The organism is Proteus cibi, from assembly GCF_003144405.1.
In the GTDB taxonomy this organism is placed as follows: domain Bacteria; phylum Pseudomonadota; class Gammaproteobacteria; order Enterobacterales; family Enterobacteriaceae; genus Proteus; species Proteus cibi.
The window spans coordinates 16,382-32,191 of record NZ_PENW01000013.1; the positions used below are offsets into that span (position 1 = coordinate 16,382).

The following is a 15,810-nucleotide window of genomic DNA, read 5'->3' on the forward strand; positions in this document are numbered from 1 at the left end:
TAATTTATAATTTAAATTAGTCAAAAAAATAATTTTGGTAATAATAAAGAATATACAAAAAAACCCTCGATTAAGAGGGTTTTTGCATTTTTGCCTAATTAGAATCTGTAAAGGCTGAATGGTTTTGGATCTAAAACAGGTTTTTTGCCCAGTAATAAATCCGCTGTTAATTCTGCTGATACTGGGCTTTCCGTCATCCCCCAACCTGTTGCAGTATTAATCACTAAGCCTGGATACTCTTTAACTTCTGAGATAATAGGGTTTTCATCTGGTGCGATAGCCATTGCACCACTCCATTGATCAATTAATTTCGATTCTTTAAAGGCTGGGAATTCTGCTTTTAATTTTTCTAATGAAGCATTTAACTCAGGTAAATCTGGCAATGCAGTCATATTTCTAAATTGCTCAAACGGAGAAACTTCATCTAAGTTCCAATGCGTTGATTGCATAAATGAATTGATTAATTGTTCATTTAAAGAAATATGCACAGGGAAATCAGGTAAAGCCAATAATGGCAGATATTTATAACCGTAAGTAAAGGACTCTTTCACCACTGGAGCCACAATAACACGAGGAGAAGTTGCATAAGTACCATCCGCTTGTTCACGGAAGAAAATACCGCCCGGTAAAGCGACATTACCCCCCGGTGCCGTTGGTGAACCACTGATTAATTGTTGAGACTGATATGCAGGCAGTGTTGGAACATCAACATTGAGGTTTTGCATAAATAGACGCGACCAAACACCACCAGCAACAACAACTTGAGAAGTTTTGATTGCACCTTTCTCAGTCACAACGTCAGAAATCACACCCGCTTGTGTTTCTAAGCCACGAGCCGCACATTGAGTGTAAATTCTAACACCCATTTTTTTAGCGTATTCGGCCATAACAAAGGTTGCAACTTCTGGATCGAAGCTACCAGAATCTTCTTCAAAACCCGCAATTTTCCAATCTGTTGTCGCGCCACGAAGACGTTGATTTAATTCAGCACCTTCAATAATTCTAGTTTTAAATGGAATATCTGAGCCAACATTCTTACTTCTTTCATCAATCCATTTTCTTACATTGACTAAATCTTCTTCATCAAGAGGAACTTCTACACGACCTTGTGTACGATAAGTGGTATCAACACCGACTTTCGCATTCATTTCACGCCAGCGATATTTACCTAAATGGTGTAATAAAAATGTTTCGTCCGGCATTTTATAGCTAATTGCTTGACCGTAGAATCTTGAAGATTGCTCACCTGCGATATTGCCTTTCTCAACAATCACAACAGATAAACCACGTTCTACAAGGTTAATGGCTGTCATAATACCAAGAATACCAGCACCAATAACAACGACATCAGCTTGTTTTGGTAAAGCACCCTCAGTGCCTTCAACAAAGCCATGCCTTGGCGTACCCGGGACAAAACGCCCTTCGCGAGTTAACATTGGTGTCAGAATACCCGCACCAGCAGCGGCTGCCACTACTGTTCCACCAATGATAAATTTTCTTCTTGATATCGCCATTTTACACGTTCCTTTTACTCAATGAATTATTAGCATTAAAATAATCACTCTATCTTATTTCATTTGTAAACCATTAGTAAAGTATTTGTAAATCACTTCATCTGCTTTTTTCTTAAAAACCCGTATTATTTAATTTGCTTATACAAAAAAGGCGATTAATCATCATTTTGATTTTTATCGATTATTTAAGTGCATTAAGTAAAATAAAAGTATATTAAGCTAGTTGTTTTATTGCCCTTTTCATCAAAATATAAAATTTTTCACTATTAAAGATCTGCGACCCATTTGTTAAACAAGGGTTTATAACTCATTCAAATTACAAATAGATAAGTTAAATCAAATAAATTGATTAACAAATAATCCACAAGATCACCAATATTAGTAAGACAATAAATTGAGCATATAAAAAGGAGGTAATAATCAGAAATATAACAATGGATTGGTCATTGGATGCTGATTCAGAGGAAAATAAGGTGGTAGTTAAAATGGTCACACTTATAGTGATATTTATCTCTCTATATAACTAAATTTTAAGTGTTCATTTTTAAATCAATATCAAAATAAATCTTTTTTACATTACAATTATAAAAACAGCATGATTTTTCCCTTACAAATCAACGCTGTTACAATTTGAAACAAAATACACATTTTGTTACATATTAAAAATCCATGTACATTAGAACAGACTGGCTTTAGCGAGATTTCGGACATTTACGAAAGTGAATAATGTAAGTAAATACACTTATTATAAGATTCGAAAGCAGTAAATATCGTGTGAACAATTATTTTACGCAAAGTCACTTATCCTACGAGGATACAACGCCCTTTCTCTCTGCCCCTTCCTTTACTTCTTTTTGAAATTACTTAAGCTACTCTTATCAAATCGCAGTGCGCACTGGCTGATTTTTATCGAAAGGATTTCAACAAAATGATTTTGTTGATAAACGATTATTCACTGTAAATTAAGGACTTGCCATGCCAACTCCATGCTATATCTCTATCGAAGGGAAAACTCAAGGTAACATCACTGCGGGTGCATTTACCGCGGAATCCGTCGGTAATATTTATGTTCAAGGTCACGAAGATGAAATGTTGGTGCAAGCATTCTCTCACGTTGTGACAGTCCCGACTGATCCACAATCCGGTCAGCCTTCTGGTCAACGTGCTCATAAACCCTTCCGTTTCACCGTAGCATTAAATAAAGCGGTTCCTCTGCTGTATAACGCCTTAGCGTCGGGCGAAATGCTGCCGAAAATCACCTTAAAATGGTATCGCACTTCGGTTGAAGGGAAACAAGAGCATTTCTTCACCACCACATTAACCGATGCGACTATCGTCAACATCGATTGCCAAATGCCTCACTGTCAAGATCCCGCTAAATCGGACTTTACTCAGTTAATCGAAGTTTCCCTGTCTTATCGCAAAATTGATTGGGAACACACCGTTGCAGGCACTTCAGGCTCTGACGACTGGCGCGCCCCTCTCGAAGGTTAATCCTTCTTTTCACCTACACGCCTTGGTGTGTAGGTGTTTCTTTGCGTTTTTTTGATGGATACAACAAGCGGTAGCTTGCTCAGTGGATATTGGAGCGGATGATGTTTGCGAAAGATAAAAATAATAATTCGACCTCTCAACTTGGTGGATTAAAAAAGAAGGCGCTCGACAAAGCGCAAGCGTTAGCGATGGCTAAAGCAACATCAACACTTTCAGACTCCACTCAGCAAGCCCTCGCCACAGCACAAACGGCACAACAAGGGCTTTCGCAAGCCTCATCAATGGCCTCTCAAGCCTCAGCGCTTATTCCTGGCGGTGGTTTTACGGAGGGAATAAAAAGCGACGATATGCCCGGGCTCACCTTCTCTGAAGGCTTGGCTAAAAATAAAGCCTATGCACAACTGTTAGATTCGCTATTAGGTGCGGTATCACCTTCGGGTTTAGTGTTTACCTGCCAAATTGCCGGCTTACCTGAAAGCACTTTTCAAGTGACGGAATTTAATCTAAATGAAGGGTTATCACGTTTATTTTCGCTCTCTATTAGTGCGGTGACCACCTTACCTTTTATCGATTTTCAGTCGCTGTTAGGTGTCGCGTCCTCGTTAACCGTTAAACGCAACGGTAAAGAAATCCGCACCGTGCGCGGAATATTAGCCGGCGCGGTGCAAGGCAATACTGATGGTGTAAAAACGTGGTATCACTTTGATATTCGTCCTGAAATGTGGGTAATGAACCTGAATCAAGACAGCCGTATTTTTCAGCATAAAAAAGTGCCTGAGATTTTAAAAACGCTGTTAGAAGAAGCCCATATTAAAGCAGACAGCAAATTCTATCGGGATGATTTACACCAAAAACGCCCTTATACCACGCAAAAACGGGAATCCGCTTATGCGTTTTGGTGTCGTTTAGCCTTTGAAGAAGGGATTAACTTTTGGTTTGAAGAGAACCAACTGTTTTATAGCGATGAACATATGGGGATGACGGCGGGCATTAACCTGACCTATAACCCGCAAGCGGAAAGCGATATTACGGATAGCACAGCGACCACATGGCAATACGGCGAATATCTCTGTGTGGATGAAACCATTCAAAAAGACAATAACTTTATCCGTCCTTCTTACCCGTTAGCCCATCAAGCCAAATTAGAGAAAGGCGGTCAGCATAGTGTGTTTGAAAGCTATGGACGCTTTCAAGAAGATGCTCAAGCAGCACCTTTCACCGCCATTCGTTTTGAACAACTGCGCAACGGCAGTCGTGTTGGACGCGCCAGTACCAACTGTTTCGCCTTAATGCCGGGTAAGATTTTCTCGTTAAGCAACCACCCTAGTTTGCAGATGAATGATAACTGGCAAGTTATTCAAGTTTCACATCATGGTGTACAGCCGTTAGCAGATAATGGCGGTGGTGAAGGGACTCAACTGTCTAATAGCGTCGAATTTATTCCCGGTACGCAAGAATGGCGCCCGCCACATCATTACAAACCCACTGCCGATGGCGATGAAGTTGCCACGGTGGTAGGCCCTCCGGGTGAAGAGATTTACGTCAACGAAGTGGGTGCAGTAAAAGTCTATTTTCATTGGGATCGCTATGGTAAACCCGATCACAGTGCCTCGTGTTGGGTGCGTGTGGCAATGGGGTGGAATGGTAATGGCTATGGCTTTTCAGCCGTACCCCGTATCGGGCAAGAGGTGATTGTCTCTTATTTAAATGGCGATATTGATAGACCAATTATCACGGGTTGCACCTATAACGGGCGTAATGCGCCACCGTTGAAATTCCCTGAAAATATGACCCGCACCACAATCAAAACCAAAACCCATAAAGGTGACGGCTTTAACGAACTGCGTTTTGAAGATGCGGGTGGTAAGCAGGAGATTTTTATTCATGCGCAGAAGGATATGAATACCGTGGTGCTCAACAATCGCAGCACGCATGTCCTTAATAGCCACACTGAAATTATCGATAAAAATCAAGAGATGGTGGTGAAAGGGAATCGCACTGAAACCATCAATGAAAATAACACTGAATCGGTTGGTCAACATAAAAAAATCAGTGTGGGTAATACGTTAGCGATTGATGCAGGCGATGCCCTTGAACTGCGTTGCGGTGCCAGCGTGTTAAGAATGGATAGCGCAGGCCATATCACTATTAATGGTACAGAGTTTAGCTTTGAAGCCTCAGGTCCGGTGCAGATCACGGGCAAAGATGTCGATATCAACTAGGGGTTTCGGATGCTAACACACGTGATTAACCAGACTCCTTTTCCTCATTTTTCCTTTGAAAAACTGGGGTATAACGATGAGCATTGGCAAACTATTGCGGTAAAAGTGACTTGTGATTTTGATCCTCTCACGGGCAGATGTGACATTGCGGATGAGCAAAAACCGCTCATTATGGCGGATGTTTACCGCACAACGCCTGAAAATAGCAGTTTATTGCACGAAACAGATCTTGTGTCTTATAAGCCTAATGCTGAAATTTATCTTGTGGGTACCGCCCGAACATTAGATGAAACGCCTTTAGCTCAGTGGGAAACCGAGCTCTCAATCGGTCAAATACACAAAAAATTAACCCTCAGTGGTCCTCGTTATTGGGAACATCACCATGATTGGCAATTAAGCACTCCACAGCCTATTTCCGCCTTACCGCTTATTTATGAGAATGCTTATGGTGGCAAGAATAGCCTTCAAGAAGCTTATGAGAAAAACCCCGTTGGTTTAGGTTGGTATGAGAGTCGTTATCTTGATAAAGCGCTTCAATACCCAGCTCCACAAATTCACTCTCCCTTTTCAGAACAGGCATTCCACCTGAATAAACCGTGGAATGTTGCAGGCTATGGGCAATATAGCCGTTGGTGGCAACAACGCTCACAATTTGCAGGTACCTATAACGACAAATGGCTCAATCAAATAAAGCCTTATTATCCTGATGATTTTAAGTCTGATTTCTTGATGAGTACGCCAGAAGATCAGCATCAACAAGGCTTTTTTGTGGGCAATGAAACCCTCTCACTAAGCGGTTTTTTTGCTGAAATACCTCATGTAGATCTTACTTTGCCTCATATTGGTTTTGTCGCTATTCCTCATTTGTCTCATTCAAAAGCGCCCTATGAGTTATTAGCGCTAGACACAATATGTGTATCACTTGATGAACAAAAGTTATATCTCACTTGGCGTTATCGCCAATTGATCTCGACGACGGAAAGCACGCTACAACTTCAGGCTTATAAGTTGTAATAAGGATATTACTCATGACAAAAAAAATCGTCGGGAATAAAAATGCCGATTACTGCGTTATTGCCACAGGCCCTGATGTTTGCCAAGTGGGCAATGTTGTTGTTCCCTTTGACAGTTTTCAACAACTCAGTGCAGAAGAAACTTATGTTTCCACGGTACGCGTGAATGGTGTACCAACATTAACAGTAGGCAGTGTGATTAAAGGAACACAAGGCAACGCAGGCTCTGGCATTGTCTCAGGCACCAGTTTAGGACGTGGAAACTGCGTTATTACTAGTGGCTCACCAACAGTGCGTTTTTGTGGGCAATCGGCGGCTTTTCATGGCTCTGACGTTATGATGAACAACAATAATGTGCCGGGTCGCCTCTATTCTGAAGAAAAAGCCCTACAAAAAGCCAATGACGCCGCGGAAATTTCTGCTGAAGCACCACAAGAAAAAAAACGCCCAGACCAGATGACCTATCGAGAACTGAAGCACTTGATAGACGATACAGAGCATGAAGCAGAATTAATCGGTGGAAAAAACTTACCCGATACCACCATAGGCGCAGGGAAAGGCTTTTTAAATGGTTTAATTGGGTTGGTTGAAACCGTTGCCAAAGCCAATGCCGTCAGTGCCTCCTATCAAATGGGATCGCAAGCCTATGGCCCCGCGACATGGTTTATGTCAGAAGAAGGGAAACAACAATACGCTGAGACAATGACGTCACTTGCTCATGAAATGCGCAAAGAAGAAAATTTACCCCAATTTGAACGCCTTGAGTACGACAACCAAGCGCAAAAATCAGGTGCCTTAATAGAAGAAGTGGGTGAATACGTTTTTCTCACCAAAGCGGCAGCTGGCTTACTACAAAATGGCATTAAAGCATTACCTCGACTGATTAGAAAAGATCCACCTCCGCCGAAAGAAGTCACGGTATTAACCAAACCGCAAGGTGAAAACAGTGCCAATATAAAACCCAATAAATCCTGCAACAATAAAGCGGTCTGTGAATCCGATCCTGTGAACGTTGCCACAGGTGATTTTATTCAAGTTTGGGAAGTGCTCTCTCTTTCAGGGTTGTTGCCCCTTTCATTACAACGAACCTATCGTTCAACAGGTACGGCATCCGGCTTATTTGGTCCCAAATGGACAGATAACTGGTCGATATTCTTAGAAATTCGATCGGATAATATTATTTATCACAATGAGGAAGGGACGCAAATCACCTATCCTTATACAGATACTCACCTCAATATCCGTAATACTTATTATCCCCATGTTCTGCTCTCTGGTGATATAGAGGCTAACATTGGTTTATTCGATAATCGCACCCAGTTGACGCATCATTTCAACCATATCGAGGGATCTTATCGACGACTCTCCGCCATTACAGATAATAATCATCAACGCATTGATTTTATTTATAACGAACAACATCAATTAATCTCTGTGTCACGTAATGGTATTACAGCGCTTTATTTGGACTACCATTCTCATCAATTAAGCCAGATCACCTTAGCCAATAAGGTTATCTCTCAGCCTTTAGTCACTTGTCAGTATGATAAACAAGGTTATTTAAGTGAATGTAATGCCTACCAGCAGAATCACTTATGGCATGAATACACCGTCGAAGGGTTTATGTCTCGTTGGCATGATACAGACCAAACGGATTATTACCTTGAATATGACAAATATGGCAGAGCGATAAAAAACAGCTCACCCTCCGGTTATTGGTGTGGTGGTTTTATTTATGATGATGTTCATAAGATGACCACCTATTTCAACGATGAAGGGGAGCAAGCTTACTATTATTATAATGATGCAGGTCTCGTTACACATGCGATTGATGCCTTAGGGCGAGAAACCAAAACACAATGGCATAACAATCAAAAAATAAGTGAAACCAATGCATTAGGGCAAACGACTTCTTATCTCTATCATTATGATGGCAATATTGCACAAATTACCTTTCCTGATGAGCGCTCCATTGAGTATCAATATAATACTCAAGGTCAGTTAATAGAATATATCTCCCCCTTTGGCGATAAATGGCAACTGACCTACGATGACAAAGGTAATTTAACCACTGTCACTGATCCGCAAGGTCGCCAACAAGCCTATGAATACAGCCAACATGGTGAACTGCTTAAAGCTATTCAGCCAAATGGTGCACAGTGGAAGTATGAATATAACCAAGCGAATCAATTAATAAAGAGCACCAATCCTTATCAACACAGTACCGAATACCAAAGTGATGAGCTAGGTCGCTTACTGCAAGTCACCAATGCGCTAAACCACACCACTCGTTATCAGTACAGCAAAGAGCATGATGGTGTTAACGGCAGTCTCAGCGATATTTTACTGCCTGATGATATTCATCAACATATTGAATATGACAGCGAACGTCGAGTTGTTGCTGTCACCGATGGCGAAGGCAAAACCACACGCTATCGCTATGGTCCCTTTGATTTATTACTCGCCACAATACGCCCTGATGGCACGGAAATTCGTTTTGAATATGACTCACTCACACGACTGAAAAACGTCATCAACGCCACAGGCGATGTCTATTCTTATGAGCGTGATAAAGCCGGTCAAATCATTCGTGAAGTAGATTTTGCAGGACGTGAAATTCAATACCGTTACGACCGCTTAGGGCGACGTATTGCGACTCGTTATCCCGATAATCATGAACTCCGTTATCACTATGATGAGACAGGGTTAGTCACCGAACAAAGCATTTGGCTGGCTGATGGCATTGAGCATAAATGCCTTTCTACCACCACGTATCAATACAATGAACGTTTGCAGCTTATTCAAGCAACCAATCCCGATTCAGCGGTGGAATTTGAGTATGACGACCAAGGGCATTTGTGTTGTGAACGGATAAACGGACAAGAGATTCAGCATCAATGGGATAAAGAACACGATATCCTCACCCAAACCCGCTTTGGTGAGCGTGAACTTCATTATGCTTTCGGTCAACTCCATGAACTGACCTCACTGCAAGTCAATCAACATGCGCCCTTGCAATTTAGCTACAACGCCTTAGGGCAAGAGTTTTTACGCCAAAGCCAAGCAGGGTTTGCTAATTCGAGCCATTACACCGCCACTGGCTTATTAGCCCATCAACGTGCAGGCCGAGGAACGGAGTCCTTTTTACAATCATTACACGATAATCCGCTTCAACCGCCAATATCGACCGATGTTCACCGAGGTTATCAATACGATAAAGCCTTTAATCTGGTCAATATCGACGATGCTCGCTGGAACCGGACGCAATATCGCTATAACACTAACGACCAAATTGTTGAAACCCAATACAGCAACCAGTTTGAACGCCAAAGCGAAAAATTCCAGTACGATAACAATCTCAATATCACCGAACATCAATTTATTCCGTCTGATGCACAAGGTGCGTTTTTACAACTGGCGCAACAGCAACAAAAAGGCCGAGTCACACGTCGTATCACTGCCAAAGGTTATCAAGATTATCACTACGACAGTAATGGTCGATTAACGCAAAAAGTGGTTCATCAACACGGTTTTCGGGTGAAAACGTGGTATTACCAATGGAATACACTGAACCAACTTATTGCCTGTTTTAATCCCGAGGGGGAATGCTGGCGTTATACTTATGATGCTTTTGGCAGAAGACTCAGTAAACACAAAGTAGTCGATAATCGCCCTACACCACCGTTAAATTCGCCCTTTAAAGATAAACGTGTTCAACGTGTCGATTATTTATGGTCGGGTAACCAGATGGTGCAAGAAACCCCGATTTATGCCGACGGCACACCCGCTTATGATTCACAAATTCAGTGGCTTTATCAACCCAATGAAATCACCCCAACGGCACGTTATCAACGTGGAAAACTGCATTATGTGGTGACTGACCACCAAGGCACCCCGCGAGAAATCTTTAGTGAAAAAGGCATTGTCAGTTGGGCGGGACGGTTAAATACCTGGGGGCAAATAGCATTTTGGCAATCCCATGATAATTATGCCGATAACGACCTTGAATATACTGAATGCCATTTTCGGTTTGCGGGACAATATGAAGATAAAGAAAGTGGCTTGTATTACAATCGCTTTCGCTACTATGATAAGGACACTGGGCAATATATTTCGCCTGACCCCATTGGATTATTAGGTGGCTTTAATCCGTATGGGTATGTGCATTGTCCAACAGGATGGGTAGATCCGTTTGGGTTGACTCCATGTCCTCTACCAGTAATAAAAGGTACACAAGAAGGACTGCGTGCCCCCCAACAAATAGATGGTATAAAAAGAGATATGCTTAATGGAACCTTTGAGTTTGAGGAAAAAAGAATTGGCGGTTGGTTAGATTCTAAAGGAACTTATTATATTGGTGAAGGGCATCATAGAATGGCAGCAGCTCAGGAAATATATAAAAAAACAGGTGATCCTAAATATATTAATAGATTAATAAATGATGGGCAATGGACTAAAACAATCTCACCACCTGTAGATGCTAGACCAATGCCATCACGAGATTTTTTTGGTAAATTAAGAAATAAATTAAGGTTTTAATTATGAAAAAAGTTGAGATATATTCTAATATGTTATGGAGAACACTTTCCTATATAAGGAACGTGCAAACACGTCATTATTTAAGAAAGGCGTTCGATAAATCATGTTATTATGAGGCAGAGCTATTACATAATGTAGTAATGTTTATTGCTAATGAGGAAATGACATCTAATGATATATATTTCCTGAACAATCAAGCTAGATTCTATTTAGAAAAAACCAACAATGAAGAATGTGTCAATTATTATTCCCATCAAGACGATATAAAAAAGCTATTTAGCATTGTTCCAGAACACTTAAAAAAAAATCTAGAATGGGATGGCCCACAGTGAATTTAAAATATTGATAAAAATGAAAAAATTAAGCTATAAATATGATAATTAACTTTCACATTCATAGCTTAATCACATCGTATAATATATCTTGATTTTTTCTTTCATTATTACAACTAAACCTTTTAACAATAAGCTTATTTTATAGTTTTTTAAAAAAATCATTTATAAATCACTTTGTTCTCTGGCAACCAAATGGTGCAAGAAACCCCGATTTATGCTGATGGTACACCCGCTTATGATTCACAAATTCAGTGGCTCTATCAACCCAATGAAATCACTCCCACAGCCCGTTATCAAAGTGGAAAACTGCATTATATGGTGACTGACCACCAAGGCACTCCGCGAGAAATCTTTAGTGAAAAAGGCATTGTCAGTTGGACGGGACGGTTAAATACCTGGGGGCAAATAGCGTTTTGGCAATCCCATGATAATTATGCTGATAACGACCCCGAATATACCGAATGCCATTAAATCCAATAAGTTTAATCCATTGTGATATTATCTAGTTATAATAAAACTATTCTTAATAAATAATCATTGGATTAATATGGAAAACAGAATTTATAAGATTAAAGAAAAATGTGATGAAATTCTTTCAATTAATATGTAGCTTAATTTAAATGGATCTTTTTTTGCTGATTATAGAATTAATAGATATTGATAGTGGTTTCCTTATAAATTTATATAGTACAGTTGAAGATAAATATCTTGAACTCTTATATCACAACTCTGTTATCATCTCTGTTATAGGATCTACTCAAAGTGAAAGTTTTGTTAGATACATAAAAAATCAAAAAAAAATAGAATTTTATAAAAAACACTTATCAGAAACTTTTCCAAACCGTTATTTTTAATACTCTATAAATTATGAAAAAGTCGACTAATACACTAAAAAACAAATGGATAAATAATCAGCTAATCGGATTAGATCTTATTTATGCAACCTCTGGATTGATAAGATTTATCGACATTGGTTTTATTGAAAATTCTCAATTGATACATTCGTATCAGAAGGAGTATTTCCTTTCATACAACGGTGAAACAACTGTCGATAATTTACTTCAAAGTAACGATGAACTTTGGTCTAAAATTCAAATCAATAACAAAATATTGATTGATGATAAATACACCCTATTATGTGGTGAAGGTGAAATGGGCAGTGATGGTTTTATTGTAAAAACAGATATAAATAATAATATATTATGGTTTTTATATTCAACAACATCAAACCCATTTATAAGTATAGAACGAAAAGAAAATATAATTTACTTTCAATCAACTTTAAACTTTTACATTGCATTAGATTTATCTAATGATGATATTTCCATTATTAATCAAGATATCATCATTAATTAATCATTATTTTACTCACCATTACTTTTTAAGATACGCCTCATAGCAATTTTATTCTTTATTGATTAAATTACATTAAAATTATTAGCGAAAAAATACCTTATGATGCTCTATGATTAAATATGCAAAAAACAATACGATTATTATAAATAACGATATTTACTTAACCCCAACCTGTACCCTGAATGATATCATAACTTCCCTTTACCCTTGGGAAAAATGGATAACTCACTCACAGGGTGAAACTGTCGCTTATCGATTAATTTTAGGTAAGGCTAAAAACCAATACGGTCGGCTGTTTTTAATCGTTAATTTTACATTCACCTCAAATGAAAACGCCTTACTAAGCTCATGGCATCTAGCACCCGAAAAATTAATGGATGGAATACAAAATAACCCTAAAGGGAAAATAACCCACAATCTAAAACAATGGTTTCACCAAGAAACCGGAATGAAGCTCCCGATAACAAGTCAAAAAATGCATATCGGTGTCTCTTACGATCCGTGGAACTATTCAGGGTCTATCGTTTGCCACTATCGTTCAAATTTCAATAATGACATCGAGTGGAAAGCATTCCATAAACGAAATAAAAGATAATAATAACGAATAAATGATCCTCTATTAAGTAAAATAACATTATCTCTAGAAGCTATAGATAAATAATATTTTATTCCACGTTTTATCAATCATATTCAAAGTGACATAAGAGTTCTTTTTTGTTTTTATTAAATAATTTCACTTAACATCACCTCCTTATATTAAATTTAAATTTCAAGCATAACAATAACGCTATGTAACATTATTATCACTTATAATTCTGTTCTATTTTTCATCATAAAAAAAGATTAATTAAAAAAATAAAACGATTTAAACCACCATAACATAAATAAAATTATCATTAAACATCAATAAGATACGCATAGTCAAAATAAATAATTCACAATGAAATTTCTATTTTTCATATTTGCAATTTAAATTAAATATGAATTAATTTATTCCTATCAAGTTGCATAATATGAGTAAAATAGATGAAAAAACTTACTTATAAAGTTAAATCGTTATATTTAAATTAAATTCAACGCTAATTAACTGTAAAGAAAATTAAAGAACGTTAAATATTTCTTATTGACTCAAGAGCGGTTTTATATAAAACTAAATGCATATATTAGAAAAAATTACTTATTATTTTATTTTTAGTTATTATTTTATTTCTACCAGGAAAATTAAACTCATATAAGGTAATTATATTATTGCCTAGGATAGGTATTTCTTAATTTAAATTATTCATCAAGACGCTGAGTATTTAATTAAGAACTTAAGCTAAATAAGGAGCTTAGTTTAAATGAGTAAAAATACTCTTGGTAGTGTTGCGCCCAAAGAACGTATTAATATTAAATACATCCCTAATGATGGTGGTGTTCAATCCGAAGTCGAATTGCCTTTAAATATGCTTATTGTGGGCGATATGAAAGGAAAGACGGAAGAAACACCCATTGAAGATCGTAAAACCATTTCAATTAATCAGAACAACTTTAATGCTGTTATGGAAAGCGCAGGTATTAATCTTAATATTGCCGTTCCAAATGCACTAGATGAAAAAAGTGAGTCTGATCTTAACGTCAATTTAGAGATTAAATCACTACAAGATTTCTCTCCAGATAGTATTGCACGCCAAGTTCCTGAGCTAAAAAAATTATTAGAACTAAGAGAAGCGCTCGTTGCGCTAAAAGGTCCTCTCGGCAATATCCCTGCTTTTAGAAAACGTCTGCAAGAGCTTCTGGAAAATGAAGCCACACGCGAACAGTTACTCAAAGAGCTCGATATTGCTAGCCAAAAATAATGTTTACAGAGGATGACCTTATGTCTTTAGTTAATGAAGCATCACAAGAGCAGGTGACAACGTCTGGCGGTTCTTTACTTGATGAAATTATGGCGCAATCAAGAATGTCGCCAGAAACCGAAGCTTATGATATTGCCAAACAAGGTGTTGCTGCGTTTATTAGTAATATTTTTGCTAACCCATCTGAAGAAGAACCAATCAATAAGTTACTGATTGATAAAATGCTTGTTGAGCTAGACACTCAATTAAGTGCGCAAGTTGACCAAATTTTACATGCACCAAAATTTCAAGAAATTGAATCATCATGGCGTTCATTAAAATTACTGGTTGATCGTACTGATTTCCGTGAAAATATTAAAATCAATATCTTACATGCGACAAAAGAAGAGCTATTAGAAGATTTTGAGTTTTCACCTGAGATTGTACAATCCGGTTTCTATCAGCATGTTTACTCATCAGGCTATGGTCAATTTGGTGGTGAACCCGTCGCAACAGTGATTGGTAACTATGCCTTTAATAACACCACGCCTGATCTGAAATTAATGCAATACGTCAGTGCTGTGGGTGCAATGGCTCATGCGCCATTTATTTCATCCGTTTCACCTAATTTCTTAGGCATTAATAGTTATGCTGAATTGCCTGCGATCAAAGATTTGAAATCCGTATTTGAAGGTCCTGCTCATACGAAATGGCGTTCACTGCGAGAATCTGAAGATGCACGTTATTTAGGTTTAACAGCACCTCGTTTCTTAGTGCGATTACCTTATTCACCGACTGAGAATCCAATTAAGTTATTTAATTACTCTGAAGATGTGAAACAAGATCATGAACATTACTTATGGGGTAATACCGCTTTCTTATTAGCAAGTTGTATTAATGATAGCTTTGCAAAATATCGCTGGTGTCCAAATATCATTGGTCCTCAAAGTGGCGGAACCGTAAGTGATTTACCTGTTCATAATTTTGAAGCGATGGGTGAATTACAAACTAAGATCCCAACAGAAGTGTTAGTCACTGACAGACGTGAATTTGAATTAGCAGAAGAAGGTTTTATCACCTTAACCATGCGCAAAGGTAGTGATAATGCGGCATTCTTCTCTGCAAACTCAGTACAAAAACCGAAAAATTATCCTAATACGCGTGAAGGAAAATTAGCAGAAACTAACTATAAGTTAGGAACTCAGCTTCCTTACATGTTTATTATCAATCGTTTAGCTCACTATATTAAAGTACTACAGCGCGAACAAATTGGCTCATGGAAAGAGCGACAAGATCTTGAGCGTGAGCTTAATATCTGGTTAAAACAATATATTGCGGATCAAGAAAATCCACCAGCAGATGTTCGTAGTAGACGCCCTCTTCGCTCAGCGCAAATCCAAGTTCTTGATGTGGATGGCGATCCAGGTTGGTATCAAGTGGCTATTCAAGTTCGCCCTCATTTTAAATATATGGGTGCAAACTTTGAATTATCACTCGTTGGTCGCTTAGATAAGGAATAA

11 protein-coding genes are annotated in these 15,810 nt (G+C 38.4%); 10 read left to right on the forward strand and 1 reads right to left on the reverse strand.

What is annotated here, in order from left to right:
• Positions 1–98: 98 nt before the first annotated feature.
• Positions 99–1,514 (reverse strand): NAD(P)/FAD-dependent oxidoreductase, encoded by a 1,416-nt coding sequence (locus DK865_RS07435; protein WP_023583739.1) that lies wholly within the window; start codon positions 1,512–1,514, stop codon positions 99–101.
• 975 nt (positions 1,515–2,489) lie between these two features.
• Here DK865_RS07435 and DK865_RS07440 point away from each other — a divergent pair.
• From DK865_RS07440 to tssC, 10 genes are all read left to right on the forward strand, one after another.
• Positions 2,490–3,008 (forward strand): Hcp family type VI secretion system effector, encoded by a 519-nt coding sequence (locus tag DK865_RS07440; RefSeq protein WP_023583738.1) that lies wholly within the window; start codon positions 2,490–2,492, stop codon positions 3,006–3,008.
• 101 nt (positions 3,009–3,109) lie between these two features.
• Positions 3,110–5,230, forward strand: a complete 2,121-nt coding sequence (locus DK865_RS07445) for a type VI secretion system Vgr family protein (RefSeq protein WP_109391574.1) — start codon at positions 3,110–3,112, stop codon at positions 5,228–5,230.
• A gap of 9 nt (positions 5,231–5,239) precedes the next feature.
• Positions 5,240–6,244, forward strand: coding sequence for a DUF2169 family type VI secretion system accessory protein (locus DK865_RS07450; RefSeq protein WP_109391575.1), 1,005 nt, complete (start codon positions 5,240–5,242; stop codon positions 6,242–6,244).
• Between the two features lie 14 nt (positions 6,245–6,258).
• A complete protein-coding gene (locus DK865_RS07455) occupies positions 6,259–10,782 on the forward strand; it encodes a DUF6531 domain-containing protein (RefSeq protein ID WP_109391576.1) in 4,524 nt (1,507 codons plus the stop codon).
• A gap of 2 nt (positions 10,783–10,784) precedes the next feature.
• Positions 10,785–11,114, forward strand: a complete 330-nt coding sequence (locus DK865_RS07460) for a hypothetical protein (protein WP_109391577.1) — start codon at positions 10,785–10,787, stop codon at positions 11,112–11,114.
• Positions 11,115–11,309: 195 nt separating this feature from the next.
• Positions 11,310–11,588 (forward strand): RHS domain-containing protein, encoded by a 279-nt coding sequence (locus DK865_RS07465; protein ID WP_109391578.1) that lies wholly within the window; start codon positions 11,310–11,312, stop codon positions 11,586–11,588.
• A 396-nt stretch (positions 11,589–11,984) separates the two neighbouring features.
• On the forward strand, positions 11,985–12,473 hold the full coding sequence (locus DK865_RS07470) for a hypothetical protein (RefSeq protein ID WP_109391579.1): 489 nt from the start codon (positions 11,985–11,987) through the stop codon (positions 12,471–12,473).
• 109 nt (positions 12,474–12,582) lie between these two features.
• Positions 12,583–13,068 carry a hypothetical protein gene (locus DK865_RS07475; RefSeq protein ID WP_109391580.1) on the forward strand — a complete coding sequence of 162 codons (486 nt, stop codon included), beginning with the start codon at positions 12,583–12,585 and terminating at the stop codon, positions 13,066–13,068.
• Between the two features lie 745 nt (positions 13,069–13,813).
• Positions 13,814–14,311, forward strand: a complete 498-nt coding sequence (gene tssB / locus DK865_RS07480; RefSeq protein ID WP_023581416.1) for a type VI secretion system contractile sheath small subunit — start codon at positions 13,814–13,816, stop codon at positions 14,309–14,311.
• 20 nt (positions 14,312–14,331) lie between these two features.
• Complete coding sequence (gene tssC, locus DK865_RS07485) at positions 14,332–15,810, forward strand: type VI secretion system contractile sheath large subunit (protein WP_109391581.1); 1,479 nt, start codon at positions 14,332–14,334, stop codon at positions 15,808–15,810.

Bases quoted from the DNA above. Each gene is read 5' to 3' on its own strand.
- DK865_RS07435 (WP_023583739.1), bottom strand. From the start codon at position 1,514: ATGGCGATATCAAGAAGAAAATTTATCATTGGTGGAACAGTAGTGGCA.
- DK865_RS07440 (WP_023583738.1), top strand. From the start codon at position 2,490: ATGCCAACTCCATGCTATATCTCTATCGAAGGGAAAACTCAAGGTAAC.
- DK865_RS07445 (WP_109391574.1), top strand. From the start codon at position 3,110: ATGTTTGCGAAAGATAAAAATAATAATTCGACCTCTCAACTTGGTGGA.
- DK865_RS07450 (WP_109391575.1), top strand. From the start codon at position 5,240: ATGCTAACACACGTGATTAACCAGACTCCTTTTCCTCATTTTTCCTTT.
- DK865_RS07455 (WP_109391576.1), top strand. From the start codon at position 6,259: ATGACAAAAAAAATCGTCGGGAATAAAAATGCCGATTACTGCGTTATT.
- DK865_RS07460 (WP_109391577.1), top strand. From the start codon at position 10,785: ATGAAAAAAGTTGAGATATATTCTAATATGTTATGGAGAACACTTTCC.
- DK865_RS07465 (WP_109391578.1), top strand. From the start codon at position 11,310: ATGGTGCAAGAAACCCCGATTTATGCTGATGGTACACCCGCTTATGAT.
- DK865_RS07470 (WP_109391579.1), top strand. From the start codon at position 11,985: ATGAAAAAGTCGACTAATACACTAAAAAACAAATGGATAAATAATCAG.
- DK865_RS07475 (WP_109391580.1), top strand. From the start codon at position 12,583: ATGATTAAATATGCAAAAAACAATACGATTATTATAAATAACGATATT.
- tssB (WP_023581416.1), top strand. From the start codon at position 13,814: ATGAGTAAAAATACTCTTGGTAGTGTTGCGCCCAAAGAACGTATTAAT.
- tssC (WP_109391581.1), top strand. From the start codon at position 14,332: ATGTCTTTAGTTAATGAAGCATCACAAGAGCAGGTGACAACGTCTGGC.